23 protein-coding genes and 1 tRNA gene are annotated in these 25,773 nt (G+C 58.8%); 20 read left to right on the top strand and 4 right to left on the bottom strand.

Translation table 11 applies throughout. The annotated features are described in order from the left end of the window. Positions 1 to 7 precede the first annotated feature (7 nt). The 15 genes from VRY85_RS06385 to VRY85_RS06315 all read left to right on the top strand — a co-directional run bounded on the left by VRY85_RS06385 (position 8) and on the right by VRY85_RS06315 (position 14,331). Complete coding sequence (locus tag VRY85_RS06385) at positions 8 to 2,356, top strand: DNA translocase FtsK (RefSeq protein WP_414597776.1); 2,349 nt, start codon at positions 8 to 10, stop codon at positions 2,354 to 2,356. Next, on the top strand, positions 2,346 to 2,978 hold the full coding sequence (lolA, locus tag VRY85_RS06380) for an outer membrane lipoprotein chaperone LolA (RefSeq protein ID WP_414597775.1): 633 nt from the start codon (positions 2,346 to 2,348) through the stop codon (positions 2,976 to 2,978). The genes VRY85_RS06385 and lolA overlap by 11 nt, the downstream gene beginning before the upstream one ends. Before the next feature lie 12 nt (positions 2,979 to 2,990). Continuing rightward, positions 2,991 to 4,355, top strand: coding sequence for a replication-associated recombination protein A (locus VRY85_RS06375; RefSeq protein ID WP_414597774.1), 1,365 nt, complete (start codon positions 2,991 to 2,993; stop codon positions 4,353 to 4,355). A 131-nt stretch (positions 4,356 to 4,486) separates the two neighbouring features. Continuing rightward, positions 4,487 to 5,818 (top strand): serine--tRNA ligase, encoded by a 1,332-nt coding sequence (gene serS, locus VRY85_RS06370; RefSeq protein ID WP_414597773.1) that lies wholly within the window; start codon positions 4,487 to 4,489, stop codon positions 5,816 to 5,818. 177 nt (positions 5,819 to 5,995) lie between these two features. Next, positions 5,996 to 6,226, top strand: coding sequence for a hypothetical protein (locus tag VRY85_RS06365; RefSeq protein ID WP_414597772.1), 231 nt, complete (start codon positions 5,996 to 5,998; stop codon positions 6,224 to 6,226). Positions 6,227 to 6,532: 306 nt separating this feature from the next. Then, positions 6,533 to 6,622, top strand: a tRNA-Ser gene (locus tag VRY85_RS06360). A 166-nt stretch (positions 6,623 to 6,788) separates the two neighbouring features. After that, positions 6,789 to 7,985, top strand: a complete 1,197-nt coding sequence (locus tag VRY85_RS06355; RefSeq protein ID WP_414597771.1) for a tyrosine-type recombinase/integrase — start codon at positions 6,789 to 6,791, stop codon at positions 7,983 to 7,985. A 100-nt stretch (positions 7,986 to 8,085) separates the two neighbouring features. Next, on the top strand, positions 8,086 to 8,649 hold the full coding sequence (locus VRY85_RS06350; RefSeq protein WP_414597770.1) for a hypothetical protein: 564 nt from the start codon (positions 8,086 to 8,088) through the stop codon (positions 8,647 to 8,649). 115 nt (positions 8,650 to 8,764) lie between these two features. Continuing rightward, a complete protein-coding gene (locus tag VRY85_RS06345) occupies positions 8,765 to 8,986 on the top strand; it encodes a helix-turn-helix transcriptional regulator (protein WP_414597769.1) in 222 nt (73 codons plus the stop codon). Positions 8,987 to 9,082: 96 nt separating this feature from the next. Continuing rightward, positions 9,083 to 9,298: a hypothetical protein gene (locus VRY85_RS06340; protein ID WP_414597768.1), complete on the top strand. Its 216-nt coding sequence runs from the start codon at positions 9,083 to 9,085 to the stop codon at positions 9,296 to 9,298. Next, positions 9,295 to 10,245 (top strand): toprim domain-containing protein, encoded by a 951-nt coding sequence (locus VRY85_RS06335; RefSeq protein ID WP_414597767.1) that lies wholly within the window; start codon positions 9,295 to 9,297, stop codon positions 10,243 to 10,245. The genes VRY85_RS06340 and VRY85_RS06335 overlap by 4 nt, the downstream gene beginning before the upstream one ends. Before the next feature lie 79 nt (positions 10,246 to 10,324). Then, complete coding sequence (locus tag VRY85_RS06330; protein ID WP_414597766.1) at positions 10,325 to 12,079, top strand: DUF927 domain-containing protein; 1,755 nt, start codon at positions 10,325 to 10,327, stop codon at positions 12,077 to 12,079. A 183-nt stretch (positions 12,080 to 12,262) separates the two neighbouring features. Next, positions 12,263 to 12,820, top strand: a complete 558-nt coding sequence (locus tag VRY85_RS06325) for a hypothetical protein (RefSeq protein ID WP_414597765.1) — start codon at positions 12,263 to 12,265, stop codon at positions 12,818 to 12,820. 203 nt (positions 12,821 to 13,023) lie between these two features. Next, positions 13,024 to 13,554: a hypothetical protein gene (locus VRY85_RS06320; RefSeq protein ID WP_414597764.1), complete on the top strand. Its 531-nt coding sequence runs from the start codon at positions 13,024 to 13,026 to the stop codon at positions 13,552 to 13,554. 291 nt (positions 13,555 to 13,845) lie between these two features. Next, entirely contained in the window at positions 13,846 to 14,331 is a 486-nt protein-coding gene (locus VRY85_RS06315; RefSeq protein ID WP_414597763.1) for a hypothetical protein, read from the top strand. Positions 14,332 to 14,422: 91 nt separating this feature from the next. Here the strand turns inward: VRY85_RS06315 and VRY85_RS06310 are convergent, their stop codons facing one another. Beyond that, entirely contained in the window at positions 14,423 to 15,382 is a 960-nt protein-coding gene (locus VRY85_RS06310; protein ID WP_414597762.1) for a helix-turn-helix transcriptional regulator, read from the bottom strand. Between the two features lie 165 nt (positions 15,383 to 15,547). On the opposite strand from VRY85_RS06310, the gene VRY85_RS06305 reads away from it, so the two are divergent. Further along, positions 15,548 to 16,423 (top strand): SIR2 family NAD-dependent protein deacylase, encoded by an 876-nt coding sequence (locus VRY85_RS06305; protein ID WP_414597761.1) that lies wholly within the window; start codon positions 15,548 to 15,550, stop codon positions 16,421 to 16,423. Between the two features lie 45 nt (positions 16,424 to 16,468). Here VRY85_RS06305 and VRY85_RS06300 read toward each other — a convergent pair whose 3' ends face one another. Both VRY85_RS06300 and VRY85_RS06295 read right to left on the bottom strand, forming a co-directional pair. Continuing rightward, positions 16,469 to 17,422: a 2-hydroxyacid dehydrogenase gene (locus VRY85_RS06300; RefSeq protein WP_414597760.1), complete on the bottom strand. Its 954-nt coding sequence runs from the start codon at positions 17,420 to 17,422 to the stop codon at positions 16,469 to 16,471. 203 nt (positions 17,423 to 17,625) lie between these two features. Continuing rightward, positions 17,626 to 18,531: a LysR family transcriptional regulator gene (locus VRY85_RS06295; RefSeq protein ID WP_414597759.1), complete on the bottom strand. Its 906-nt coding sequence runs from the start codon at positions 18,529 to 18,531 to the stop codon at positions 17,626 to 17,628. Positions 18,532 to 18,618: 87 nt separating this feature from the next. Here VRY85_RS06295 and VRY85_RS06290 point away from each other — a divergent pair, with 87 nt between their 5' ends. The 4 genes from VRY85_RS06290 (at position 18,619) to yaaA (ending at position 23,123) form a co-directional block, all read left to right on the top strand. Next, positions 18,619 to 20,337, top strand: a complete 1,719-nt coding sequence (locus tag VRY85_RS06290) for an acyl-CoA dehydrogenase family protein (RefSeq protein ID WP_414597758.1) — start codon at positions 18,619 to 18,621, stop codon at positions 20,335 to 20,337. Beyond that, complete coding sequence (locus VRY85_RS06285) at positions 20,328 to 21,497, top strand: CaiB/BaiF CoA transferase family protein (protein WP_414597757.1); 1,170 nt, start codon at positions 20,328 to 20,330, stop codon at positions 21,495 to 21,497. The genes VRY85_RS06290 and VRY85_RS06285 overlap by 10 nt, the downstream gene beginning before the upstream one ends. A 75-nt stretch (positions 21,498 to 21,572) precedes the next feature. Next, positions 21,573 to 22,355: a 3-hydroxybutyrate dehydrogenase gene (locus VRY85_RS06280; RefSeq protein ID WP_414597756.1), complete on the top strand. Its 783-nt coding sequence runs from the start codon at positions 21,573 to 21,575 to the stop codon at positions 22,353 to 22,355. Positions 22,356 to 22,370: 15 nt separating this feature from the next. After that, positions 22,371 to 23,123 (top strand): peroxide stress protein YaaA, encoded by a 753-nt coding sequence (gene yaaA, locus VRY85_RS06275; protein ID WP_414597755.1) that lies wholly within the window; start codon positions 22,371 to 22,373, stop codon positions 23,121 to 23,123. Here the strand turns inward: yaaA and VRY85_RS06270 are convergent. Continuing rightward, positions 23,047 to 25,428: an FUSC family membrane protein gene (locus tag VRY85_RS06270; protein ID WP_414597754.1), complete on the bottom strand. Its 2,382-nt coding sequence runs from the start codon at positions 25,426 to 25,428 to the stop codon at positions 23,047 to 23,049. The genes yaaA and VRY85_RS06270 overlap by 77 nt on opposite strands. Between the last annotated feature and the right edge of the window lie 345 nt (positions 25,429 to 25,773).

The raw sequence follows: 25,773 nt of genomic DNA, 5'->3' as shown, positions 1-25,773 counted from the left end.
GGCCCACATGGCTAGGCTACCTGCTACTCCTTCGCGCTCCTCCCGTAACGTCAGAAACGGCCCTTCACCGCTGCAGACCCGCTTGTCTGGTCTGGCTCGTGAAGCGCGCTGGATCGTGTTCGCCGCTTTGGCGGCATGGTTGGCCCTGGTGCTGGGCACCTGGGATCCCGCTGATCCAGCGTGGTCGCACTCCGTCCACTCCGCCGTCACGCAGAATCGGGGTGGGATTCTGGGTGCGCATGTCGCGGATTTTCTACTATTCCTCTTCGGCTACTCCACCTGGCTGTGGGTGGTGTTGCTGGCCCACCGCGTGGTGGCAGGCTTTCTGCGGCTGACGGGTTCTGTACCGCAGACCCCTCCAGAAGCGTTGCCCAGGGTGCGTTGGGAAACCGGAATTGGGTTTGCATTCTTATTCATTGGGTGTATGGGCATTGAAGCTCTGCATCTACGCCAGCTTGGCGCTGATCTGCCCGCGGGGGCGGGTGGCCAGTTAGGCCGTTTACTGGCTGATGTGCTGGCGTCTACTTTTGGGCTGGCCGGTTGTACGCTCGGCCTGCTGGTGCTGATTGCTGTGGGGGCCAGCCTGTTTTTCGGCTTTTCCTGGTTGCATGTGGCGGAACGCGTAGGGCTGTATGTTGAACGGGGGTTTCTCAAGCTGGTTGAGCTGAAAACCGCGCGCGATGACCGGCGTGTGGGGCAGGTCAGCAAGGCCAAACGCGAGGAAACCGTTGTTGCCAAACAGGAAGAGCTGGTTCACGAGCAGCCTGTGCGAATCGAACCTGCCGTTACATCCGTGCCGAAATCGGTGCGTGTGGAAAAAGAAAAACAGAACACTTTGTTTGCCATGCCTGCCGACTTGGGCGGCGGCGATCTTCCCGCTATCAGTTTGTTGGACGCACCTAGCGACAATGTGGAAACTGTCAGCGCCGACACGATTGAGTACACCTCACGCCTGATCGAGAAAAAGCTGTCCGACTTTGGCGTGCGGGTCACCGTGGTGTCCGCTCAGGCCGGGCCGGTGATCACCCGCTACGAAATCGAGCCGGCCACCGGCGTGAAAGGCAGCCAGATCGTGAATCTGGCCAAAGACCTGGCGCGTGCGCTGAGCTTGGTCAATATTCGGGTGGTGGAAACGATTCCCGGCAAAAACCTCATGGGGCTGGAACTGCCCAACCCCAAGCGGCAGATTGTGCGCCTGTCGGAAATCATTGGCTCGCAGGTGTATCACGCCAATTCTTCGTTGTTGACCCTGGCACTGGGCAAGGATATCGCTGGCAACCCGCAAGTGGCCGACCTGGCCAAGATGCCTCACTTGCTCGTGGCGGGCACGACCGGTTCGGGTAAGTCAGTGGGCATTAACGCCATGATTCTGTCCTTGTTGTACAAGGCCGACCCCAGCGAAGTGCGCCTCATCCTCATCGACCCCAAGATGCTGGAAATGAGCGTTTACGAAGGTATTCCACATCTGCTGGCGCCCGTGGTCACGGATATGCGGCAGGCCGCCAACGCCCTGAACTGGTGCGTGGCCGAGATGGAAAAACGCTACCGCCTGATGAGCAAGCTGGGGGTACGTAATCTGGCGGGCTATAACGCCAAGATTCGCGAAGCGCAGAAGCGCGAAGAGCCCATTCCGAATCCGTTTTCGCTCACACCCGATGCACCTGAGCCGCTGACCACTCTGCCGTTCATTGTGGTGGTGATTGACGAACTGGCCGACCTGATGATGGTGGTCGGTAAGAAAATCGAAGAACTTATTGCTCGTTTGGCGCAAAAGGCACGGGCTGCCGGTATTCACTTAATACTTGCCACCCAACGCCCCAGCGTGGACGTTATCACCGGCCTGATCAAGGCCAATATTCCTACGCGCATTGCCTTCCAGGTGTCGTCGCGTGTGGATTCCCGCACGATTCTTGATCAAATGGGCGCGGAAACCCTGTTGGGCCTGGGCGATATGCTTTACATGCCGCCCGGGTCGGGCCTGCCGGTGCGAGTACACGGCGCGTTCGTACACGATGACGAAGTGCACCGCGTGGTGGATTCTCTCAAAGAGCAGGGCGAGCCCAACTATGTGGACGGCCTGCTGGAAGGCGGTGAGGGTGAAACCGGCGACGGCGTAGGTTCTGTTACAGGGTTTACAGATACAGAATCCGACCCGTTGTACGATCAAGCGGTTGAAATCGTGCTGAAAAACCGCCGGGCGTCCATTTCTTCTGTGCAGCGTCATCTGCGCATTGGCTACAACCGTGCAGCTCGCCTGCTTGAGCAGATGGAGCAGTCTGGGCTGGTATCGGCCATGCAGTCCAATGGTAATCGTGAAATTCTCGTTCCCGTGGGGAAGGCAGGTGATGATGATTAAATTCGCAGCAAAGTGGTTAGCAGCCGGCGTGCTAGCAGTGGCCTGCACACCCGCGCTGGCGGCCGATGCACGTGCGCAATTGCAACGGTTTGTGGCGCAAGTGCAGTCTGCCACTGGCAGCTTCACCCAGCAGGTGGCCGACGATCAAGGCCAGCAGCGCCAAGTTCAGCAAGGCGAATTCGCCTTCCAGCGCCCTGGGCGCTTTCGCTGGGAAACCCTGCAACCCTACGAACAACTGGTTGTGTCCGATGGCCAGGTGCTCCGGCAATACGATCCCGATCTGGCACAAGTCACTGAAAAGCCGGTCGATGCCTCGATTGGCGCTTCCCCTGCCGCGATCTTATTTGGCTCAGGCAGCCTTGAAGAAGCGTTTGAACTCTTGCCCCAGCAAGATCGGGATGGCCTGACCTGGCTGCGTGCCAAGCCGCGTAGCAGTGATGCCGGTTTTGCGCATATCGATATTGGTTTTGCTGAAGGGATGCCACGCCGGCTTGAGCTGCTTGATGCTTTCGGGCAGACCACCCGCATTGGGCTGACTAACATTGTTGCTAACCCAGATCTGTCAGCCGATGCTTTTGCTTTCGACGTGCCCGCCGATGTAGATGTCGTACGGATGCAGTAGGCCGCAATGGCGATGAGTAAAGATTTGTTTGGCGAAGGCGCCGGGGGCCCGGCCCAGGCCAGTCAAGCGCTCGCTTATTCTCCGTTGGCCGAACGCATGCGCCCGCGTACGCTGGGCGAAGTGGTAGGCCAGGCCCACTTGCTGGGGCCGGGTAAGCCGTTGCGCGTGGCGTTTGAATCCGGCCGGCCGCACTCCATGATTTTCTGGGGGCCGCCGGGCGTGGGCAAGACCACGCTGGCGCGCTTGATGGTCGAAGGCTTCGACGCTCAGTTCATCGCCATATCGGCCGTATTGGGCGGGGTTAAGGATATCCGCGACGCCGTGGTTGCGGCGCAAGTGGCCCAAGCCAGAGGGCGTCGTACCATTCTATTTGTGGATGAAGTGCATCGCTTCAACAAGGCCCAGCAGGATGCGTTTCTGCCCTATGTAGAAAGCGGTCTGTTCACCTTTATTGGCGCCACCACGGAAAACCCTTCTTTCGAAGTTAATTCAGCATTGCTGTCGCGGGCGCGCGTCTATGTGCTGCAGGCGTTGAGTTTCGAGGAACTGGGCGAGCTGGTGGACCGCGCCTTGGCAACCATGAACGCCGAGGAAGGGCAGGCTGCACTGAGCTTTGAAGCAGCGGCCCGCGAACAGTTAGCGCGCTGGGCCGATGGCGATGCGCGGCGTTTGATCAACGCCATGGAAATTGTGGCCGAATCGGCGCGCAATGCCGGGCGTGAAGTCGTTGACCCAGCATGGCTGGAAACCGCTTTGTCGCAGAGCCTGCGCCGGTTCGACAAAGGGGGCGAGGCGTTCTACGACCAGATTAGCGCTTTGCACAAAGCCATACGCGGCTCTGACCCGGACGCATCGCTGTATTGGTTTAGCCGCATGCTGGATGGCGGGGCTGACCCGCGCTACCTATCGCGTCGCCTGGTGCGCATGGCGGTGGAAGATATCGGCCTGGCTGACCCGCGTGCCACACAGCTCACCTTGAATGCTGCAGACATCTACGAACGCCTGGGTTCGCCGGAGGGCGAATTGGCGTTGGCTCAAGCGGTGGTGTATCTAGCGTGCGCGGCGAAATCCAATGCCGTCTACAACGCTTACAAGGCCGCCCGCCGCTATGCGGAACAACATGGCAGTGCGCCTGTACCCTTGCATTTGCGTAATGCACCCACCAAACTCATGAAAGAATTGGGTTATGGGCGACGCTATCGCTATGCGCATGATGAGCCCCACGGCTATGCTGCAGGCGAACAATATTTCCCCGATGGGCTGGATGCCGTATTCTACGAGCCGACAGATCGTGGCCTGGAAGGTAAAATTCAGCAAAAGCTGGCTTTCTTGCGCGAACTGGATGCGCAATCATCCGGGCGCGGGCCTCGTGATTAAAAGCAAGAGCCAGCAAGGCAACACCTACATAATATGGCGCTCAGGGCGCCGCTGCCGTTGCGGCGCATCAGCTCTGGCTTGAAGCACCGCTTTTGTATAACTTGTGTTTTCACTCTTTTCTTGGCTGACCCATGCTAGACCAGAACCTGCTGCGCAGAGACCTCCCTTCCGTTGTTAAAGCCTTGTCCTTGCGCGGGCTGTCCTTCGATGCCGAGCGCTTCAACCGGCTGGAGTCTGAGCGCAAGGCTGCTCAGACGGAAACCGAAGCGCTGCAGGCGCGGCGCAATGCCTTGGCGAAACAAATTGGCCAGCTTAAATCCCGTGGCGAAGATGCTTCCGCCGTCATGGCCGAATCTCAGGCCATTCCTGAGCAACTCAAGCAGCTCGAAGCGCGCTTGAGTGCCATTCAGACTGAAATTTCCGACTGGCTGCTAACGGTGCCCAACCTGCCGCACGAAAGCGTACCGGAAGGGCTGTCGGAAGAAGACAACGTTGAAGTGCGCCGCTGGCTGCCGCCGGGCATGCAGGCCGACGCGGATGGCAACCCGCCCGCACTGGGCTTTGAAGTGCGCGACCACGTGGCCGTGGGCGAACCGCTTGGATTAGATTTTGAAACCGCCCGCAAGTTGTCGGGTTCGCGCTTCATGATGCTGCGTTCTCAGGTGGCGCGCTTGCACCGGGCCTTGGCGCAGTTCATGCTCGACCTGCATACCACGAAACATGGTTACCAGGAGTGCTACACCCCTTACATCGTCAATGCTTCCACACTGATGGGTACCGGCCAATTGCCCAAATTCAAGGATGACATGTTCTGGGTGACCAAGGGGGGCGATGACGATGGCGAAGAAGATCGCGAAGAGTTGTATCTGATCTCCACTTCTGAAATTACCCTCACCGCATCTGTGCGAGATTCCATTCTGCCCGCGGAAGCGCTGCCTACCCGCCTGACGGCGCATACACCGTGCTTCCGTTCCGAAGCAGGTAGCGGTGGGCGCGACGTGCGCGGCATGATTCGCCAGCACCAGTTCGACAAGGTAGAAATGGTGCAGATCGTGCATCCGGAAAAGTCCTACGAAGCGCTGGAAGAAATGGTCGGCCATGCCGAAGCCGTTTTGCAGGCGTTGGAACTCCCTTACCGTGTAGTGGCCCTGTGCGCAGGAGACATGGGTTTTGGCGCCGCCAAGACTTACGACCTTGAAGTCTGGCTGCCCGCTCAGAATACCTGGCGCGAGATTTCTTCGGTATCGAACTGCGAAGCCTTCCAGGCGCGGCGCATGCAAGCCCGCTTCCGTGCTGGCAAGGGCAAGCCTGAATACGTGCATACCCTGAATGGCTCCGGCCTGGCTGTTGGGCGCACGCTGGTGGCTGTGCTGGAAAACGGCCAACAAGCCGACGGCAGCGTGGTTATTCCGCAAGCCTTGCATCCGTACATGGGTGGCTTGGAAGTCTTGAAGGCGGAATAAAGCGTTTACCTTGTAGAAATGCAAAAGCCCTGTTCATGAGAGCAGGGCTTTTGCTTTAGAGGCTGCACGCCTCAAGACAGCTTCTTACCGGTGCCAATGCCCATGAGCGCGGGCATGAGGCGGCGGCCCATGGCGGTGGGCCTTGCGCACGTGATGCCCGTGGTGTGGGCGGTGCGCATGTTTACCCCGATAATGTTTATGGGGGTGTCGGTAGGCTCTGTCCGGGTAGTAATAAACCGGCGCACCATAGTGGCGGTGCCTGACCGGCGGGTGGTAGTGATGATGGTGATGGTGGCCATGGGTGCCAATGATGACGCCTGGCACACCAATGCCTATGTGTACGTCCACATCGGCTTTGGCGGGAGCGCTGAACAGCCCCGCACCCAGTATCAGCCCAAGTACGAATAATTTCTTCATGGCAAGCCCTCTTTGTCGGTCACATGACCCATTGTGCTGCAGAAACGGTTTCACAATTGTTGGGGAATGGCCTTCAAAAGCTTCAAAAGGCAACCGACGCGCTGTGTTCGCTGGCCGCCCCGACCCGGTTCACCCGGGCATCGCGTTGCGTTTCTGAACCAGCCGGGTTAACGCTTCTGAACCAGCCGAATCAGCATGTGTCGCCAAGTTCGGGCTCATGGCCCAAGCAATACACAGAAAAATCTGCTATATTCCTTGGTCTTCGATTCTGTTCATGCAATATGATCGAAGGTTCGCGGACAGGTGGCAGAGTGGTCGAATGTACCTGACTCGAAATCAGGCGTACGTGCAAGCGTACCGTGGGTTCGAATCCCACCCTGTCCGCCAAGAATTAGTCTACAGCAGTTGATTGACGTATAGAAACCCGCATGTTTACAGGCATTGCGGGTTTTTTTACGTCCCTATGCGTATACGGCAGGGTATAGCCAACTACCCCCAAGTGGGGGTAGATTAGGGGGTATCGACGAATACCCCCATTCTGGATACCCCCACCATGGCCCTGACTGATACCGCTGTCCGTCAAGCGAAACCCCAAGAAAAGCCCTACAAGCTGCCTGACGGCGGCGGCCTGTTCCTGTATGTCACACAGAAGGGTTCGCGCCTGTGGCGTTGGAAGTACCGCTATGAGGGAAAAGAAAAGCTGATGAGTTTCGGGGCATACCCCGATGTGTCATTGTCTCAAGTGCGGAAGCTGCACCAAGAGGCGCGGGAAGTGTTGGCGGCGGGTACTGACCCCATGGCCGAACGCAAGGCCGAACAGATGGCCGATACCATGACTTTTCAGGCAGTGGCCGAAAAATGGTTTTCTCATTGGAAGCCGGGCAAGACTGAAAAACATGCGGCTGATGTGTGGCACCGTCTGGAACTGGATGTGCTGCCTGCAATCGGCGCGATCCCGGCCAATGCCCTGACGGCGGCGAAGGTGCGCGACTGTATCAAGGCTATCGAGGCGCGGGGGGCGCTGGACATTGCCAAGCGCCAGCTACAGAAGTGCAGCCAGATCATGCGGTACGCGGTGGCACATGACCTTGCTGAGCGCAACCCGGTAGCAGATATACAGCCGTCTGACATTCTGCCCGCAAGAAAGAAACGCAACTATTCCCGCGTGAGTGCCAAAGAGTTTCCGCAATTGCTGCGTGATATTGACGGCTACGTGGGGGGCGAACATACCCGGCTGGCCCTGCAACTCATGGCGCTGACGTTCGTGCGCACGGGGGAACTGATCGGGGCGAAGTGGGAAGAATTTGACCTAGACGCGGCGCGGTGGGAGATACCCGCCGAACGCATGAAGATGCGTACCCCCCATATCGTGCCGCTGAGTAAGCAGGCGCTGGCGGTGTTGCAGAAGCTGCAAGGGATTTCCTACGGGCGGCCTTACGTGTTCCCGGCTGACACCGGCAAGCCGACACACATGAGCAATAACACCGTTCTGTATGCCCTATACCGCATGGGCTACCGGGGCAGAATGACCGGGCACGGTTTCCGGGGTGTGGCGTCCACCATTTTGCATGAGCAGGGATGGCCGCATGAGCATATAGAACTACAGCTTGCCCACCAAGAGCGCGACGAGGTTTCAGCGGCGTACAACCATGCCAGCTATCTACCCCAGCGAACGAAGATGATGCAGGCGTGGGGCGACCACCTGGACGCATTGCGCGTTGAAAACGTGGTGGCGATGCGGCGAGCATAATTCTTTTACGCCAGCATCTAGCCCGACGGGGCGAAAAGCCGGATGCATCCACCGGTCTGGTGCTGGCACCTATTTCATGGATGGCGCATAGGATGATGCGATGGCACAAAAGAAGACTCAGGACACCTGCAACCCTCCCACCCTGACGGTTACGGATGTTGCCGGTTTCATCCATCTCATGACACGCAATAGCGAACAAGGAGACACCCTTGGAAATGCGCGTCAGACACTTGAGGCCGCAGAGCGTGTACTGAAAATTCTAGGTAATCGCTTGACACGCGTGTACCCGGACGTGCGGGTGATCGAGACTGAGCTACAACGGGAGCCGATAGACGCCTACACGCTTATCGGGCTATGCGAAGTGGCTAAACGCGGGGAGGCTTGGTTTGGTGATCACATAGACAGACGTATGAGGGCAAACGAGGCCAGAACGAGAGCCTTAATGCGGCATCATTTCAATAGCCGAGAGGCGACCGCCAAGGAGTTTGTCCGGGAATTATGGGTAGAGTGGCAGAAACGGAAATCAGAGGGATGCGACCCATACCCAAAAGGAAAGGCACAGTTTGCCCGTGACGTGCTGGAAAAATTTGATGATGACGCAAAAAAGCCAGTCCTAAAAACCATCACAGATTCATGGTGCCCCAAATGGGAGCGTGGAAATTAATCCCTGTTTACTGCGCATAGATGGATGTTTGAAGCGTAGACAGGGAAAGGGCTGTTTACCCATACAGCATTGACAGGAAACAATGCGGCCATGTTCATTCCCATAGGGGTACAGCATGGCACACCAAGCCACAACAGCCGATGACCGGCTAATCACTGACAAAGAAACCGCCCACCTGATCGGCGCGTCCCGTTCCTGGCCCTGGAAGCTGGCGGCGGCTGGGAAATTCCCCAAACCTGTAAAGCTCTCTGCCCGCTGCACACGCTGGCGGCTTTCTGCTGTCCGTGAATGGATGGCTGATCCGCAAGGCTGGCAAGAAACGCAAGGGGAGGGCTGAGGCATGAGGCAAAAGAAAACCCCCATGGCGGGGGCTGGCGCTGGGCGGCGCGACAGTCATTTTACAAGGCGGGCGACTGATCCGCGAAACAACCCCATGCAAAAGCATGAAGCGTTCATTCTGGATGAACTGATACCCGCCGTGGTGAACCATGCCCGCCGTGTCGGCGTCACGTCTGATGAGGCGGCGCTTGCGTCGTTTATGGCACTGGGCACCGTTCTGCAAGCAGGTGGCTTTACCGCTGAGTCGCTGCTGATGGCGATAGAAGGTAGTGCGCTGGCAACCCACGATGCACCGGAGGGTTTCCAATGATCGACTATCGAAGCATAGAAGGCACCCTACGCGGCGGCGGCCTGCTGCCTGACACCATCACGGCGGGCAAGCTGATGCGGTGCAAGGTTGACGGCGACCGGGGCGGCAAGAAGTCCGGGGCGTTTCGTCTGTTTGATGATGGCGTTCCTACCTGCGTGTGGTGGAACTGGAAAACCGGCGATTCGGGCGTATGGGTATCCGCCAGCACCAAGCCCATGACACAGGCTGACCGGCTATTACAGCGCCAGCGTATCGAGCAGGCTCGGCGGGAACGGGAGAAGGCGCAAGCGGAACAATGGGAACGCAACCATGCCGACCTGATGCGGCGGTGGGATGACGCACAACTGCTGACGGAATCATGCTCGGCTGGCCTGTACCTGCAACGGCGTGGCCTGGTGGTGCCCAATACCGAAGCCCTGCGTTTTGTGCCTGCGCTGGACTATTGGCATGACGGCGCGATGGTAGGGCGGTTTCCGGCCATGCTGGCGGCTGTCACAAACCCAGCGGGCGGCCTGGTGGCGATCCATCGAACCTATCTGACGAGTGACGGCTACAAAGCCAGCGTGCCGACCATCAAGAAGCTGACACATACCGCCGGGCCGCTGGCGGGCGCGTCAATCAAGATAGGTGAACCTGTACCCCGTTCTGATGGCGGGTTAGGGCTGGGTGTGGCTGAAGGCATTGAAACTGCCATTGCAGCGGCGATGCTGGGCGGCGTCCCTGTGTGGCCTTGCGTCTCGGCGCATGGGCTGGCGGCGTTCGTGCTGCCCGGCGGGCTGAGTAGTCTGTATGTGTTTGGCGACCATGATGAGAACGGCACCGGGCAGAAGGCGGCGGCACAGCTTGCCGATAAGGCCGCACAGCGCGGCGTGGTGGCGCGTGTTCTGATCCCGCCAGCGTTAGGCGACTGGAACGATGAATTGCAGGCAAGGAGGGCGGCGGCATGATGACCTTTATCTTTGCTGTGTCTCATGCCCTGGCCTGGGCGACTCGGCACGTTAACGCCTGGATCACGAGGGGGCGTTCATGAGTGAAGCGCAAGTAATCGACCTGGACGCAACCAAGCCAGTAGACCCGTTTCCTAAAGCAGAGGAACGGCCTTGCTGGCGGTGTTATGACGACTGCATTAAACGCGGCCCACGGCGTCTGCCTGCTGGCGTGTATTTCCACGGCATGAAAGATGGATCGGGCGACAGCCCGCCTACCCCTACTGATACATGGGTATGCGGGCCGCTGCATATCGAAGCCATGACCGCCAGCGCGGAAGATAGCGACCACGGGCGTCTGCTGCATTACCGGAACGTGGCGGGCAACTGGAAGCGGTGGGCAATGCCTATGCAGATGCTGGCGGGCGACGGTGCGGAAGTGCTCGGCGTTCTGCTGGCGGAAGGGCTGGCGCTGGATCGGAAGTACAAGGCCCGCATACTGGATTACATCAACTCACAGCACCCCAAGCAGCGACTACGGGCGGCAGGTACTACCGGATGGCATGGCGGCGCGTTCGTGCTGCCTGATGAGGTAATCGGGGCTGATGATATTTGGTATCAAGCGACCGAACGCACGGCACCGTACAGCATGGCGGGAACGCTGGAAGGTTGGAAAGAGCAGGTAGCAGCGCGGGCAGTAGGAAACCCCATGCTTGCCCTGTCCATTTCCTCGGCACTGGCGGGCGTCCTGCTGGAACGGTTGAATATCGACGGCGGCGGGCTGCACCTGTTTGGAGATAGCAGCGCGGGCAAGACTACGGCCCTGATCGGTGCAACTTCTGTATGGGGTGGCCCTGCGTTTCGTCGCACTTGGCGTAGTACATCAAATGGCCTGGAAGGCGCGGCTAAGATGCACACCGGCACCTTGCTGGCGCTGGATGAGGTGGGGGAGGTGAACCCCCGCGACCTGTATGAATCAGCCTATGCCCTGATTAACGGCCATGGAAAGACTCGCGCCAATGTAAGAGGGGAGGCTCGGCAAGTAGCGCGGTGGCGTGTGTTCGTGCTGTCTACCGGGGAAGTAACCATAGGTTCACGCATGGCGGCGGGCGGCTATGAGGCCAAGGCCGGGCAAGCTCTACGGCTGCTGGATGTGCCCATCGTCGGCACCTATGGCGCGTGGGATGACTTGCACGGCTATTCATCGGGCGCGGCCCTGTCTGATGCGATCCGCGACGGTGCAAGCCAGCACTACGGCCATGCGGGCCGGGCGTTCGTGCGGGGGGTTATCGAGTCGAAGCCTGATCTTCCCGTCCTGCTGGAAGCTGCGATGATGAATTTCAAAGCGGCTGACGGGCAGGAGTCACGGGCGGCGCGTGTGTTTGCATTGTGTGCGGTAGCCGGGGAGCTGGCGGCCAATGAGGGTATCTTGCCCTGGCCTGCGGTGCAGGCGATGACGGCGGCCCTGCGTGGTTTTGAGCTATGGCGGGAACAGCGCGATACCGGCGGACGCAATGCCGAAGATGCGGCGATCCTGCGGCGTGTGGCTGACTTTATAGACCGGCATGGGGATAGCCGTTTTTCCTGCATCACTGTTCATGAAGCGCCAGCCGTGCGGGATCGGGCGGGCTACTGGAAGGATACCAGCGACGGCAGGTTGTACCTGTTTACAGCGGGCGGGTTTGGTGAGGCCGTCAAAGGGTACGACACCAAGCGGGCATTATCGGCGCTGGATCGGGCCGGGGCGATAGCGGAACGTGACACCGGCAAGCGTTCAAAGAAGGTGCGCGAACCCGGCGGGCGGCCTATCAATCTTTTCCATGTAAACCCCGAAAAGCTGGCGGAGGTGCAGTAATGCTTACTGCTGCCTTGTTTATGCGAGGGAACAGGGGGAACAGAGGGAACAGCCTTTATTCATGCGGGTTTTCGGCGTTCCCTGTTCATATTTGGCTGAGGGAACGGGGGAACAGAATCACGGCTTTGTTCCCTCTGTTCCCTGTGAGGTTTTGCATGGGGGAACGCTTGAAAGCCTTTATTCATGCGGTTGTTCCCCCTGTTCCCTCTGTTCCCTGTGAAAAACAGCGCGGGGGAAAGAGAACGGCAAGATTACGGCAAGGCGGCGGCTATGAATGATGCTCAAGTGCTGGCGCTGATGGCGTCGTTTCAAGCTGGCGGCGGTGTGGTGCCGTCTGATCCGCCAGCGACTGAACCGGCGGTTACCAAAGCGGTTACCACGGTTCCGGCGGTTGCCATGCGGGAGGTTGCCAGCGAGGTTTCCACGGTACGCGACCCGGTACGCACGGAAACTGACCTTGCACCGGCGGCTACAGATGACGCGATGGCCCGCCAGCATATCGACAGAATCGGCATACCGCCGGAAGATGTGGCCTCCCTGGTAAAGCTACTGGCCCGGCGCGATGCCACGTTGGATGACCGGCGAAGCTGCGGGGAGTGTGCCCACCTGCACCGGCTACGCTGCACACGGGGGCGCTGTCCTATCGGCGGTGATCCGTCCGATGTGTTCATTCTGCACCGCTGCCCGGCGTTTCAAAACAACCCCATGGAAGCAGCAACCCGGCGGCGTCCAACAGCATGACACCGGCACCTTTACGTGGTGCAGAAACGCGATTTATTCAAAATCGACTACAAGCTAACAACCATGCGGGTTTTGGCGGTTTTTAGCACGCATGGCCCGTATGATTTACCTGATGATTTCGGATTCTGTGAGGGCAAGCAATGGCAAAGGGCGGGCATAGATTGGGGGCTGGGCGGCCTGGATGGCACCGGCAAACCTACACCATGCGAACGGTGGACGTGCGGCGGCTGGCGCGGGAGAAGCTGCTGTATGACGGCGCATCATTCGGCTGGGAGTGGAAGAACGACAAGGGTGAAAAGCAGGCGTCTATCTGGATGCGGGTACAAGATGACGGTGTTCTGTTTGAATACACGCTAAACGGCAAGCATGATGTAAAGGACGTGGCGCGGCTGACAGACACCCCCTGCAACTATGGCGGCACTCGGCAATGGTTCGCCTGTCCGTGCTGTGGCGGGCGGTGCGCTGTCCTGTATTTGGGTGAACGTGTCGCATGTCGCAAGTGCTACAGGCTGCAATATCCAAGCCAGTCTGATGATGCGATGGATGCAACATGGCGCAAGCAGCGGAAACTAGAAGCCAAGTTAGGCGGGGCGAACTATTGGCGCAAACCCAAAGGGATGCACCAAGCCACGTTTGATCGTATCCGGGCTGAAATAATTGACCTGGAATCGAAGCGGGAAGAATACATGATTCTGAGGTGGGGGCACCTGCTGGGGCTGAAAGTCTCAAAGTAGGGCGGCCATGTTGCAGAAACACCCCATGCAAGCAAACAGCCGATGCGGCCTGAAACCGGAGCAAGCGCAACGGCGGGAAGTTGGCTGCGTATACCCCCAGCGATGCACTCATGGGGGTATTTTTGGGGGTATCGTGTTTTTCGCAATCTATGAAGTCTAGTGTTTATGAGGGTTTGCGGCTTTGATGTGACTCCCACCCTGCCGCCACTCCCATACGACACATCTTGTCGCAACCATCCCTAGAATTCTCCTTGTTCCCAGCAGGGTTTCACATAGGGAGAATCTCATTCCATGCGTTCAAAAGTTGTAATCCGGGCCTTCAAATTGACGGCTCGGCGCAAGGCTGTTTTGTTGCGTCTTTATTCTGTTCATGAAGATGGCAGTGAAACGCTGGAAGCGACAAGCGCCCCGGTGCCTATGGTGGCGGCTGCAGCGATCTGCAAATTGTTTGAGGCTCCGTATTCCGTCAGGCCGGATATCGAATCTTTGAAGCGGGTGTTGCAGGTGTATGGGAATACCGCGTGGGCCAGTTTTGTGGCACGGGATGCGTATACCGCCGTGCAGCAGGCGAGGTTGCTGCATGATGTGAGCCGCGCCAGAGGGGCGTTAGTCATTATCACCCTGGCGATGGATCTCAACATCGTCGATACCGTGGGTCGGGTGATGAACCTCATCCACCGGCAAGCGCCGAACCGATTGGAATCTTCCCTGTTGGTGACGTACGACGAGGCGCTTGAAGGCGAGCTGAAAGTGGAAGTGCTGTGGTTGGGGCTGTAATGTGGTTGCGCTGCAGCCGTGCCCTCAATCGATAAAGCGTTGAAGCAATGCTCTGTAACGCTAATGCGCTGACGCCATGCGGTTCATCGGCTTATTCCACACTTTCCTTTTCTATGCCCCATACCGCATCGCCAAAACCCTTTAACCATCGGTCCAACAGCAGGCTGTCCAGCACCGTGGCACGAATCAGATAACTCTCGGGCGTTTCCTCTACGGTCTGGTCGGCGGCCAGCCTGGATTCCAGTAAATGCGCGCCGGCATCCTTGTCGATGTAAAAACTTAGCCGGATGCGTCGGCCTTCACCGTACTGGAAGCGGCCTTCGTCTTCGTAAGCGGCCAAGTTGAAGTCTGCTGGACGTTCAAAGCTCAGGTCAGATATTTCGGCGCTGAGAATCCGGTGTATAGCCAGCGTGCGCTCGTTGTTGAAGTCGCGAAAGCGGCAGACCAGATACAGAGTGGGGCCTTGCTGCGCCAGCCCGAGCGGCATGATGTCGTGGCGTCTGCGCTGGCGGCGGGCGTTGCGATAATCAATATGCAGCCAGCGGTTTTCATATAACGCCTGGCTGACAGTATTGAATACGCCGGGTGCAATATGCGGCGGAAGCAGGGGCAGGGTGGTGCTCACTACGCGTACTTTGTGCGTCCATTCTTTCTCCAGCTTGGCGCGTTCCGGGTCGTTCAAATTCACGCGGGCCTGGAAGAAAAAATCGTCCAGTGATTTCAGCAAGGGGGCGGGCAGCAGGTGCTTCAAGTGCTCTTCAGCCAGGTGGAGAAGCAGCGATTCCTGCGGGGTAAGGAAGGGAAGTGATAACCCTCCCGCCCGGGCCAGCCAGCGGTAACCATAAGGCCGGGTGCGGTCATCACGTTCAATATCAAAATGTTCCGACAGCGTATCGAGGTGGCGTTGAATACTGCGCAGGTCGCGGGTAAAACCGGCGTGCTGAAGCTGTTCGTGTAGTTCCTGAGCCGTGATTTTGCGATTGCGTGGGATACGACGCAGAATTTCTAGGCTGAGAAGTACGGTATCCAGGTTGCGGGTGCGGGTGGTCATTGATGCGCGTCCAGTAGTGCGGTGAGCGGCGAATCGCCCGCTCGATGTCCCGCATGAGTGTAGTGAATTTGCTTTGCTTATGATGCAATCGATCAATAAAGCGCCCAGGTCGTCGCGATCGGGGGCGTGCGCAAAGGCGCGTAATCAAGTTTTTAGGAGCTATAAATGAGTTACAGCGCAGGCGCGACACCTGGTCGCGCTTTCTCTGAACTACAGTCTGTTCCGGAAGCCGACTGGGCCCGGGCGCTGGCGTGGCTTGAAGAAGCCGATGGTCTGGTTATCGCTGCCGGGGCGGGCATAGGCGTGGATTCTGGTTTACCAGACTTCAGAGGGGATGAAGGGCTGTGGCGGGCGTATCCCGCATTGCGCAGGGCAGGGTTGGATTTTGTCCGCATTGCGTCGCCGCACGCGTTTCGCCGCGATCCCGAGCTGGCTTGGGGGTTTTATGGTCACCGCCTGAACCTGTACCGCGAGATTACCCCACACAGTGGCTTTGATATTCTTCTGCGCTGGGCAGGCGCTAAGCCCCATGGGGCGTTTGTGTTCACCAGCAATGTGGACGGCCAGTTCCAAAAGGCAGGCTTCGCCCCGCAACGGGTGATGGAATGCCATGGCTCGTTGCACTGGCTGCAATGCATGCATTCCTGCACCAATCGTTTGTGGGACGCGGACGGTTGGGTGCCTGAAGTAGATACCTCTGCATGCCGCCTGCTTTCCCCGCTCCCAAACTGCCCCGACTGCGGGCAACTGGCCCGCCCCAATGTGTTGATGTTCGGCGACGGCGAGTGGAACCATGAGCGTACAGGGTTGCAGGAGCAGCGCTTGGAAGCCTGGCTGGAAAAGGTATCCCGACCTGTGGTGGTGGAGTTGGGCGCTGGTACGGCTGTGCCATCGGTGCGCTGGTTTGCTTCCTCGCTGAACAGCCCGATTATTCGTATCAATTTACGTGAAAGCGCAATCGACTCCGCCCAGGGGGTTGGCTTGGCGGGCCGGGCGCTTGATGTACTGGCAGAGTTGGACCGGCGCTGCCGGATGCCGTAACGCACTTCTCACCTTCAAAGTCAGAGTGCGTTACGGGAAGCCTTCTTACACCGGGCTGATCAAGGGCTTGCCCTGGAAATGGGCTTTTAGGTTATCGACCACCAGTTGCGACATGGCGCTGCGGGTTTCTACCGTTCCGCTGGCGTGATGCGGGTAAAGCAACACGTTGTCGAGTTCGTAAAAGCGTGTGTCGATGTGAGGTTCGTTTTCAAAGACATCCAGCCCGGCGCCACCAATCGCCTTGCGTTGCAAAGCGTCGATCAGGGCATCTTCATCCACCACGGAACCGCGTGACAGGTTGATGAGCCAGGCATCCGGCCTCATGGCATCCAGCACGGCGGCGTTGATCAGGTGGCGGGTGTCGGCACCACCTGGGCAGGTCAGCACCAGCACGTCGCTGTTGCGGGCCAGCTCAATCACACTGTCGTAAAACTCGTAAGCCACGTTTTTACGATTACGGCCGGTGTAAACGATCTGCATTTTCAGAGCCTGGGCGCGTTGTGCCAATTCCAGGCCGATGCGGCCCAGTCCGACCACACCCAGCCGTTTGCCCGTGAGCGAAGTGGCAAGCGGCATCATGCCGCTGCGCGACCATTCACCGCTACGCACGTAATCGTGGCCCGGGCCCAAGCGGCGAAAAGCGCTCAGGATGAGGCCGATGCCCAGGTCGGCGACATCGTCATTGAGAACGTCCGGCGTGTTGGTAACGTGCACGCCCCTTTCGGCGCAAGCGACAAGGTCAATGCTGTCCGTCCCCACGGCGGAAGACGAAACAATTTCCAGCGCGGGCAATTGGCTTAGCATGTCGCGTTTGAACCCTAGCCCGCCCGCAGTGACCACACCCCGAATGGCGGGCGCCACGCTTGCCAGCAAGGCTTGCGGGTCTTCGGCTTCATCGTAGCGGTGCAAGATGAAGTCTGCTTCTAGCTGTTCCATTTGGGCTGGCATCAGGGGGCGCAAAACCAGCAGCTGGGGCTTTTCTGCGGAGGGGTTTGTCATGTCGGGTTCCTATTCAGATAGTGAGTAAGGGATGAGCGGATCGCTTCGTGCGCTTCAATTTATGACGTTTCACCGAGGATGTGAAGAACGCCGGCCGCAATGAACGGAAACGTGTGCCCACACCGTGCAGAGCATTGCCGTGGGCCGATGAAGTGGGTTTGATGGATGCCGCGCGATAGAACAAGGGGCATGCACAGGCCTCCTTAGCCGTAGTACTCAAGAATCAGTGTGCGGATATTTTGCAGAACCTGCGACGTATCGCTGCGCCGCCAGATGCATAAGGTTTCAGAACGTGGCGTATGGGGGAAGGGCAGAAAAACTGTGTTGGGCAGCCCGCAAGTGGCCATGCAGGCAGGCACAATCGCTACGCCCATGCCTTGTGAAACCATTGACACCACGCTGAGCCAATGCCGCACTTCATAGGCAATCTTGGGTATCAGGCCGGCTTCCTGGCAGATGGCGAGCAGAAGCTGGTAGTAGCTGGGCGACGCATTGCGCGCAAAGAAAACAAACTTTTCCTTGGTGAGCGAGGCCAGTTCCGGCCGTTGTGCCTGGGCGATTGGGTGATCAGCGGGCGTGCACAACACAAAGGGCTCAGCCACCACCCGGGCGCTGCTCAATTCGGCAGGCAGAGGGTTGGCGTGAACGAAGCCAAGATCCAGGCCTCCATGCAGCACCATGTCAATGAGCTCGGCTGAGTTCATTTCAGTGATGGCGATGTCCAGGTCTGGGTAACGACTGCGGCAGCGAGCAACCATGGTTGGCAGTCCGCGATACATCATCGAGCCCACAAAGCCCATTTTTAGTCTGCCTTTCAGGCCGGCATCAATATGGGCGACCAACTCTCGCAGCTCGTTATTGCGCTGTAGAAGAAAACGCGCTTCGCGATGCAAAGCGGCGCCCGCGGCAGTCAGTTCTACCTTGCGGCTACTCCGCCTTAACAACTGCACGCCCAGGTTTTCTTCTAGTTGCTTAATGGCGTAACTCAACGGCGGCTGTGACAGGTGCAGCCGCTGAGCTGCCCGGCTGAAGCTCAGTTCATCTGCCACTGCAATGAAGTAACGCAGCAGGCGCGTGTCAATAGGAAGCGGTTCATCTATATTTTCCATGTATTCATGAAGATAAAAACAGTATTTGTTTGGATGGCTGGTTTTGCATAGCATAACGACAACCCCTACATTTTTGCGAGACCCGTCATGAATGCACCGCTTATCCCACAAGTTCACAGCCTTTCGTCTCAGGACTCCAATATCCCTGAAACCCGTGGGCTGAACTTCTTCGATGTAGACGCCTACGCGGCGCCTATGCTGGAAGCCTATATCAGCAAACCCTTGTTCGAGCATGTGCTGCCCCACTTCCAGGAGCTGGGCCGGATGGTCGGCGGTGAACTGGATGAACACGCTTTTGTGGCGGATATGAACCCGCCCTCCTTGTCGGTGCGCGCAAGAACCGGCAGTGACCAGGCCGTTATCAACAAGCACCCGGCTTATGTGGAGCTGGAAAAAGCCGCATATAGCCGCTTTGGCCTGGCGGCGATGTCTCACGTCGGTGGCGCGCTGGGCTGGAAGGAAACCCTGCCTCCAGCGGTTAAGTATTCGCTGTCGCACCTGTTTGTGCAGGCGGAGTTTGGCTTGTGCTGTCCGGTCAGCATGACGGATTCGCTGGCCCGCACTTTGCGCAAGTATGGTGACCCGCAACTGGTGGAACAGGTGCTGCCGCAAGTTGCTTCCATGGATTTCGATGAACTGCGGCAGGGCGCCATGTTCATGACGGAACAGGCAGCGGGTTCTGATGTGAGCGCTACCGAAACCCTGGCTCGCGAGGAAGCCGATGGTCGCTGGCGTTTATATGGCGACAAATGGTTCTGTTCCAACCCGGATGCCGGCTTTGCCATGGTGTTGGCCCGCAGCGAATCGGCTGAAGGGCTGGCGGGCGTATCGCTATTCTTGTTGCCCCGCGACTTGCCTGATGGCAGCCACAACCACTACCGTATCTTGCGCCTCAAGGACAAATTGGGCACCCGCTCCATGGCGAGTGGGGAGATCCGCCTTGAAGGCGCGTATGCCTGGTTGGTGGGCGAGCGTGGCCGCGGCTTCCAGCAGATGGCCGACATGATTAACAACTCCCGCTTGTCCAACGGCATGCGGGCGGCAGGCCTCATGCGCCGCGGCCTGACAGAAGCGTTGCACGTGGCCCGTAACCGCCGCGCTTTTGGCAAGAAACTGATCGACATGCCGCTGATGCAGCGTCAGCTGGCCAAAATCCTGATGCGGGCGGAGCAGGGCCGTTCCATCATGATGCAGACCGCTCAAGCGCTGCAAAGCGCCGATGCCGGTGACAAAAATGCAGCCAAGCTGCTGCGTATTCTGACGCCTCTCATCAAGTTCCGTGCGTGCCGAGACGCCCGCCAGGCCACAGGCGACGCCATGGAAGTGCGAGGCGGCTGCGGTTATATCGAAGAATGGGTGGAAGCTCGCCTGGTGCGCGACGCCCACCTGGGCTCCATCTGGGAAGGCACCAGCAATATTGTCGCGCTGGACGTCATGCGCGCCATCGCTCGCAACGGCTGCTTGCAACCATTGCGCGCCCATGTCGAGTCCCTGCTGGAAATCGGCGCAGAATGCCCGCCCGAACTGGCCGCGTTGCAGGCTGAATGTATCGACAAAGCCTTTAGGTTCGCCGAAGAGGCTGCCAGCGTGCGCGACGCGCCCGCCACCCGTCAGGCGGCAACGGCGCTGTACAACGCTGTCACATTGGCCGCTTTGCGCTGGGAAGCCGCGCAGCACGAAGGCTTGCGCAGCCGTAACCAGATCGCTGATCTGGTGCTGTTGCACCGGCTGGCTCCGCAAGACCCCTGCGCCCCTAACAAATATGAAGTTAATCTACCTGCTTTGCTGGAGGCGGCATGGAGTTGAATTCGGTCACGGAATCAACTGTGCCAACGCACGGTTCCCTGCACGGCTTGAAAGTCGTCGATCTTTCACGCGTGTTAGGCGGCCCCTATTGCACCCAGATTCTGGGTGATCATGGTGCGAATATCTACAAAGTAGAGCCGCCGTTTGGGGATGAGACGCGCGGCTGGGGCCCCCCCTTTCGTGGCGATACGGCCTCCTATTTCGTGGGCGTCAACCGGAATAAGCTGGGAATGTCCATGGACCTTTCCCAGCCCGAAGAGCAGGCCCGCTTGCGCGCCATGCTGCGCGATGCCGATGTGCTGGTAGAGAACTTCAAGCCGGGCACCCTGGAAAAATGGGGGTTGGGCTATGCGCAGCTCAGCAGCGAATTCCCCGGCCTGATTCATTGCCGCATCAGCGGTTTTGGCGCGGATGGCCCGCTGGGTGGTTTGCCCGGTTACGATGCTTGCGCGCAAGCCCTATGTGGTTTGATGAGCGTTAACGGGCAGCCCGATGGCGAAGCGACGCGGGTGGGTTTGCCCGTTGTGGACATGGTTACCGGCCTTAACGCGGCCCTAGCCATCATGATGGCGCTGAACGAGCGGCGCAGCAGCGGGCTGGGGCAGTTTCTGGATATTTCGCTGTTCGACTGCGCGATTTCTCTCTTGCACCCGCATGGGGCAAATTACTTCATGAGTGGCGCCATACCGCAGCGCACCGGTAATGCCCACCCCAATATCTCGCCATACGAAACCTTCCCAACCGGGAAAGGGGACATTTTTCTGGCCGTGGGCAATAGCAGGCAGTTCAAGACCCTATGCGTTCAATTGGGGCATCCTGAGCTGGCGCAAGACCCCCGTTTTCTGGAAAACAGTGATCGTTTGAATAACCGTCAGGCGTTGCGTGAAGAGCTTATCGCTTTGCTCAGCGGCCATCAGGCGGATGCGCTTGCCGCCACCTTGCTGTCCGCAGGCGTGCCCGCTGCGCCAGTGTTGAATGTGGGCGAAATCATGAACCACCCACATACCCGGCACCGGGGCATGGTGCTGGAAGCCGAGGGCTACCAGGGCATTGCATCCCCCATTAAGTTATCGCGCACGCCTGCCACGCTCAGGCGTCTGCCGCCAGCCCTGGGCCAGCACAACGAAGAAGTATTCACTCAGTTGAGCCTGGAGTTTTAGCCACGCGCCGGTGGCGCTACACTCATGGCATCCAAGATTTCCAGTCATTTTGGCTCAGACACGAGAGGATTCGAGATGCTTAAAAGCAAGAAAGCAGTGGTCACCGGCTCGACAAGTGGCATTGGTTTGGCGATTGCCCGCCAACTGGCAAGCAACGGCGCAGATGTCGTCATCAATGGTTTTGGCGATGCCGCTGAAATCGAGCGCACTCGTGCGGCGATTGAGTCCGAGTTCGGCGTACGCGCTCACTATGTCGGCGCCGATCTGTCCAAAGGCGAAGCCACTCGCCAGTTCATCGAAGACGCGGTCAAAGCGCTGGGCGGCATCGACATTCTCGTTAATAACGCCGGCATTCAGTACACCGCGCTTGTCGAAGACTTCCCGACCGACCGCTGGGACGCCGTCATCGCCCTAAACCTTTCCGCCGTCTTCCATGGCAGCGCGGCAGCACTGCCCCACATGAAGAAACAGGGTTGGGGGCGCATCATTAATGTGGCCTCGGCTCATGGTCATGTCGCTTCTGTAGAAAAGTCGGCTTATGTGGCCGCCAAGCACGGCGTCATGGGGCTGACCAAAGTCATCGCCCTGGAAACAGCAGGCCAGGGCATTACCTGCAATGCCATCTGCCCCGGCTGGGTGCGCACAGCATTGGTCGAGCGCCAAATCGAAGCGCTGGCCCAGAAAAAAGGTATCAGCATCGAGGAAGCGACCCGCGAACTCTTGTCGGAAAAACAGCCATCGCTGGAATTCGTCACCCCTGAACAACTCGGTCAGGCTGCGGTCTTCCTCAGTTCAGATGCCGCCTCGCAAATGACGGGCGCTCATCTGACCATGGACGGCGGCTGGACCGCCCGTTAACCGGCAGGAGTCACCATGTTATTGCTGCTTTCTCCAGCTAAAAAGCTGGATTACGACACCCCTGTGCGTACCACTTTGCACACCCAGCCCTTGTTCGTGGAACAAGCGGCTGAATTGATTGAAGTGCTGCGCGAAAAATCCGTTGCGGACATCGCTTCCCTGATGAGTTTGAGCGACGCGCTGGCGGAACTCAATGTGGCGCGCTATGCGGAATGGGAGCCCGTTTTTGATACCCAGAACGCGCGCCAGGCCGTACTGGCCTTCAACGGCGATGTCTACGAGGGGCTGCAAGCTTCCGAACTATCAGACGATGCGCTTGAATGGGCGCAGGAAAAGGTTTTGATGCTCAGTGGCCTGTACGGTGTACTGCGCCCGCTCGACCTCATGCGGCCCTACCGCCTGGAAATGGGTACACGTCTCAAAACCCCGAAAGGCGCCAATCTGTATGCCTTCTGGGGCAGCCGGATCGCTGAATACCTGAACAGCTTGGGCGACGACATTGTCGTCAATCTGGCTTCTGAAGAGTATTTCAAGGCGGTGGATAAAAAGGCCCTGAAAGCACGGGTCATTCAATGTGTGTTCCAGGAGCAGAAGGGCGATTCCTGGAAGGTTGTGAGCTTTTATGCCAAGAAGGCGCGCGGGCTGATGGCCCGCCATGTTATCGACCAACGCATTCAAGACCCGGAAGGGCTCAAGACTTTCGCCGCAGAGGGCTACGTCTACGCGGCGGATGCATCGACGGCGGATCGTCTGGTATTTCGCCGTTGAAAGGCGCCTGCCCGGCCATGAAATACTCCGGGTCATCCGCTCCGTCGGCTGAATCGCCGGCCTCGGGCGGCGCTTCCAGCAGGCGCGTGTTCTCGGCGATCTGAGCAGCGGCAATCTGCATCTGCCGCAAAGGGTAGGCCAGTAAGGCAAATTCGGCGGTGCTGGCCGAAAGCGGAGCCTGCGGCGTCGTGTCGCCGGCCCCCGCCAGAGTGGTCTCAATGCCGTCCAGCACCCTTTGGGTGTCGGCCGGGACTTCATCCATTTCCGCCAGCAGCGGTACACATGCACTGATGTGAGAGGCCAGAGTATGGTGCTGGCTCATCAGCGCATTCAAGGTATCTACATGGTGTTGCCGTCGTGCGGGTTCGGCCATCATGCGGTAGAAGGCGCCTGCGTAGTTGCTGAAGGCAATGTGCATGTTTTTTCTATCCACGCGCCATTGCACATCGGCTTCGCGCTGCTCGTTGCGATACTCTGCGAGCCGTTGAGCGTCCGCTGCCTCACTTTGGGAAGCCGCATGTGCACGGCGGCTCAACTCAGCATAGCGCAGGCCGCTACGTAAAAAGCGCAGATTCGCTCTTTGCAAAGCGGCGGCCAGCGAACCCATGTAATTGCTTTCCCACCAGGGCAACACATAGCGGCTGCACAGCAGGGCGATACCGCTGGCGAGCAAGGTGTCGACCACGCGTTCGCCAATCACGAATGTGTCTTGCGGGCCAAGGAAGTGAAAGGCCAGCAACACAAAAATGGTGTTGGCGGCAGCGGCCAGCATAAAGTGCACTTGCAGCAGGGCATACCAGAGCACTCCTGTTAGCAGTAGCAGGCCAAGCAGCGCATAGGGGCTGGTGAAGCGATTGAAAATCAGCAGGGCGACGGCGCAGCCAATTAACGTACCGGCCAAGCGCCAGCCATTGCGCTGCCGCGTGAGCGCAAAGCCGGGTTTCATAATGACCAAAATCGTCAGCAGCACCCAGTAATCGTGAACCACCCATCCGGGCATCACATAACGGGGAATCGCCTGACCCAATACGGCGCTGAGCGTCATGCCCGCCGCAGCGGCCACCATGACGCGCACAGCATAGCGGAAATGGGAAGAATCCATGCGCAGGTTGCTGGTCAGCATGCCTAGGCGCCATTTACGGCGCGACAGAAAGCGATCCAGCGCCTTATTCAGGCGCTCATCCACCAGTTCCGCCGTACCGCCGCGCCGCGTGTTGGCTGCCATGCGCAATGTGAGTTCATTGGCTCGCCGCAGCCGGCGCAAGACTTGCAGTAACAGCGCGTAGACCTCCGGCGCTTCTTTGGCAAAACCCTGTTCGCGCAGCTCGCGCAGTTCGAATTCCAGTGCCCGTAACTCGGGCTTCAGGCTGTGCGGCGTGCGCTGGCGGCGGTTGCGGGCCACATTCAGCGCGATGCGGTCGACATTGGCAGCCAGCTTACGCAGCGCATCGCGCGGAAACAGCAAAGCGTCGGCTTCGCCGAAATTTTCGCGCAGCGTAACGTAGTCCGTATGGCTGGCCACCAGCGTATCAAGCAGGGCAACCATGTCGATGAACAGGTTGAGCGACGCGGCCCGCGTACGGTCGCTGCGGCTGGTGCCGGTGGGCAGTTCGCGCAATACCGTATCGCGGGCTTCCTGCTGGGCGTCCGTCATCGCGAGCTGGGCGCGCACCATCTTGCGGTAATGAGTGTCCAAGTCGAGCTCTGTGTCATACAGGGCTGCGCGAGTTCGCATGTAGTCTGCCGTAGCAAAGAGTGCGGCGGATAGCGCTTGCTGCTCTTCTCTGTGCCACGACAAGCGGTGCACGAGTGCGCTGTACAGAAAATAAAACAAGCCGCCGCCCAGGGAGTACGCGGTGTGCAGCCAGAGCTCGGAAATCTGTGGCTCTGAGCGCATGGTCAGCGTCATGATGAGCATGCAGGCGAAGCCCAGCAGCCCGCCTTGCTTGCCAAACACCGTGAACATGGAAAACAGAAAGCACAGCAGGGGCACGACCAGCCACAGCAGCAGGTAATGGCTGGCGGCCAGCCCCATGGTGGCCACCGTGATCGACCCCAATAACACAGCCGCCGCCATGCCCTGAATGCCGTAGCGCCTGGGCCCGCCCGGTTGGTCAAGGATTGCCACACAGGCTGCGCCGACTGCTGCGGTCAAGCCCGGCGTGTAATAGCCAAATAGCCCCCCTAGCACTAGAGGCGGCAACAATACGCCCAGGGCCTGTCTGGCCCCCCCAAACAGGTGGTGGCTGTACAGAAAGCGTTCAAGGGCGGGTAGCGGGCGGGTCATAAGTGCACAGCGAATCAAGCCGATTTCCGGCCGGCAGTGTGTGTTCGGTGAGTGGTGGAGCAGAAGAAGGAAGTATAGAGGTCTGCGATGTCATTGTTGTGTGGTTTATACGCCGCCGCCGGGGGGGCGGTTGCTTGCAGCGAAACAACAGGTTAAAGTAACTGGTCGATTTTTAGTCACATCCGTACTGAATTCGATTCAGGCTCTATTGCCGGGCTATCCGCCCGGTTTTTTGCGCCCTTTTTAGAATCTGCTGCTGGCCACGCCACAAGCGTGTGTTGCCGGGCTTTCCGTTTCTACCTCAGCGTTCATGTTGAACGCGTGTACCGTGTTTCGGTGAGCACGGGCCGGGGTGGCAAGGTG

The organism is Achromobacter sp. F4_2707 (assembly GCF_047501535.1).
Taxonomy (GTDB): Bacteria; Pseudomonadota; Gammaproteobacteria; order Burkholderiales; family Burkholderiaceae_B; genus Yanghanlia.
This window is presented reverse-complemented; position numbering and strand designations above follow the sequence as displayed.

What these genes read in the sequence shown, in the direction of transcription:
- VRY85_RS06345 (WP_414597769.1), top strand. Translation starts at nt 8,765, where the DNA reads ATGGCACACCAAGCCACAACAGCCGATGACCGGCTAATCACTGACAAA.
- VRY85_RS06305 (WP_414597761.1), top strand. Translation starts at nt 15,548, where the DNA reads ATGAGTTACAGCGCAGGCGCGACACCTGGTCGCGCTTTCTCTGAACTA.
- VRY85_RS06315 (WP_414597763.1), top strand. Translation starts at nt 13,846, where the DNA reads ATGCGTTCAAAAGTTGTAATCCGGGCCTTCAAATTGACGGCTCGGCGC.
- VRY85_RS06280 (WP_414597756.1), top strand. Translation starts at nt 21,573, where the DNA reads ATGCTTAAAAGCAAGAAAGCAGTGGTCACCGGCTCGACAAGTGGCATT.
- VRY85_RS06330 (WP_414597766.1), top strand. Translation starts at nt 10,325, where the DNA reads ATGAGTGAAGCGCAAGTAATCGACCTGGACGCAACCAAGCCAGTAGAC.
- VRY85_RS06375 (WP_414597774.1), top strand. Translation starts at nt 2,991, where the DNA reads ATGAGTAAAGATTTGTTTGGCGAAGGCGCCGGGGGCCCGGCCCAGGCC.
- VRY85_RS06290 (WP_414597758.1), top strand. Translation starts at nt 18,619, where the DNA reads ATGAATGCACCGCTTATCCCACAAGTTCACAGCCTTTCGTCTCAGGAC.
- VRY85_RS06350 (WP_414597770.1), top strand. Translation starts at nt 8,086, where the DNA reads ATGGCACAAAAGAAGACTCAGGACACCTGCAACCCTCCCACCCTGACG.
- VRY85_RS06320 (WP_414597764.1), top strand. Translation starts at nt 13,024, where the DNA reads ATGCGAACGGTGGACGTGCGGCGGCTGGCGCGGGAGAAGCTGCTGTAT.
- lolA (WP_414597775.1), top strand. Translation starts at nt 2,346, where the DNA reads ATGATGATTAAATTCGCAGCAAAGTGGTTAGCAGCCGGCGTGCTAGCA.
- VRY85_RS06340 (WP_414597768.1), top strand. Translation starts at nt 9,083, where the DNA reads ATGCAAAAGCATGAAGCGTTCATTCTGGATGAACTGATACCCGCCGTG.
- VRY85_RS06385 (WP_414597776.1), top strand. Translation starts at nt 8, where the DNA reads ATGGCTAGGCTACCTGCTACTCCTTCGCGCTCCTCCCGTAACGTCAGA.
- VRY85_RS06300 (WP_414597760.1), bottom strand. Translation starts at nt 17,422, where the DNA reads ATGACAAACCCCTCCGCAGAAAAGCCCCAGCTGCTGGTTTTGCGCCCC.
- serS (WP_414597773.1), top strand. Translation starts at nt 4,487, where the DNA reads ATGCTAGACCAGAACCTGCTGCGCAGAGACCTCCCTTCCGTTGTTAAA.
- VRY85_RS06355 (WP_414597771.1), top strand. Translation starts at nt 6,789, where the DNA reads ATGGCCCTGACTGATACCGCTGTCCGTCAAGCGAAACCCCAAGAAAAG.
- VRY85_RS06310 (WP_414597762.1), bottom strand. Translation starts at nt 15,382, where the DNA reads ATGACCACCCGCACCCGCAACCTGGATACCGTACTTCTCAGCCTAGAA.
- VRY85_RS06295 (WP_414597759.1), bottom strand. Translation starts at nt 18,531, where the DNA reads ATGGAAAATATAGATGAACCGCTTCCTATTGACACGCGCCTGCTGCGT.
- VRY85_RS06365 (WP_414597772.1), top strand. Translation starts at nt 5,996, where the DNA reads ATGTTTACCCCGATAATGTTTATGGGGGTGTCGGTAGGCTCTGTCCGG.
- yaaA (WP_414597755.1), top strand. Translation starts at nt 22,371, where the DNA reads ATGTTATTGCTGCTTTCTCCAGCTAAAAAGCTGGATTACGACACCCCT.
- VRY85_RS06335 (WP_414597767.1), top strand. Translation starts at nt 9,295, where the DNA reads ATGATCGACTATCGAAGCATAGAAGGCACCCTACGCGGCGGCGGCCTG.
- VRY85_RS06325 (WP_414597765.1), top strand. Translation starts at nt 12,263, where the DNA reads ATGCGGTTGTTCCCCCTGTTCCCTCTGTTCCCTGTGAAAAACAGCGCG.
- VRY85_RS06285 (WP_414597757.1), top strand. Translation starts at nt 20,328, where the DNA reads ATGGAGTTGAATTCGGTCACGGAATCAACTGTGCCAACGCACGGTTCC.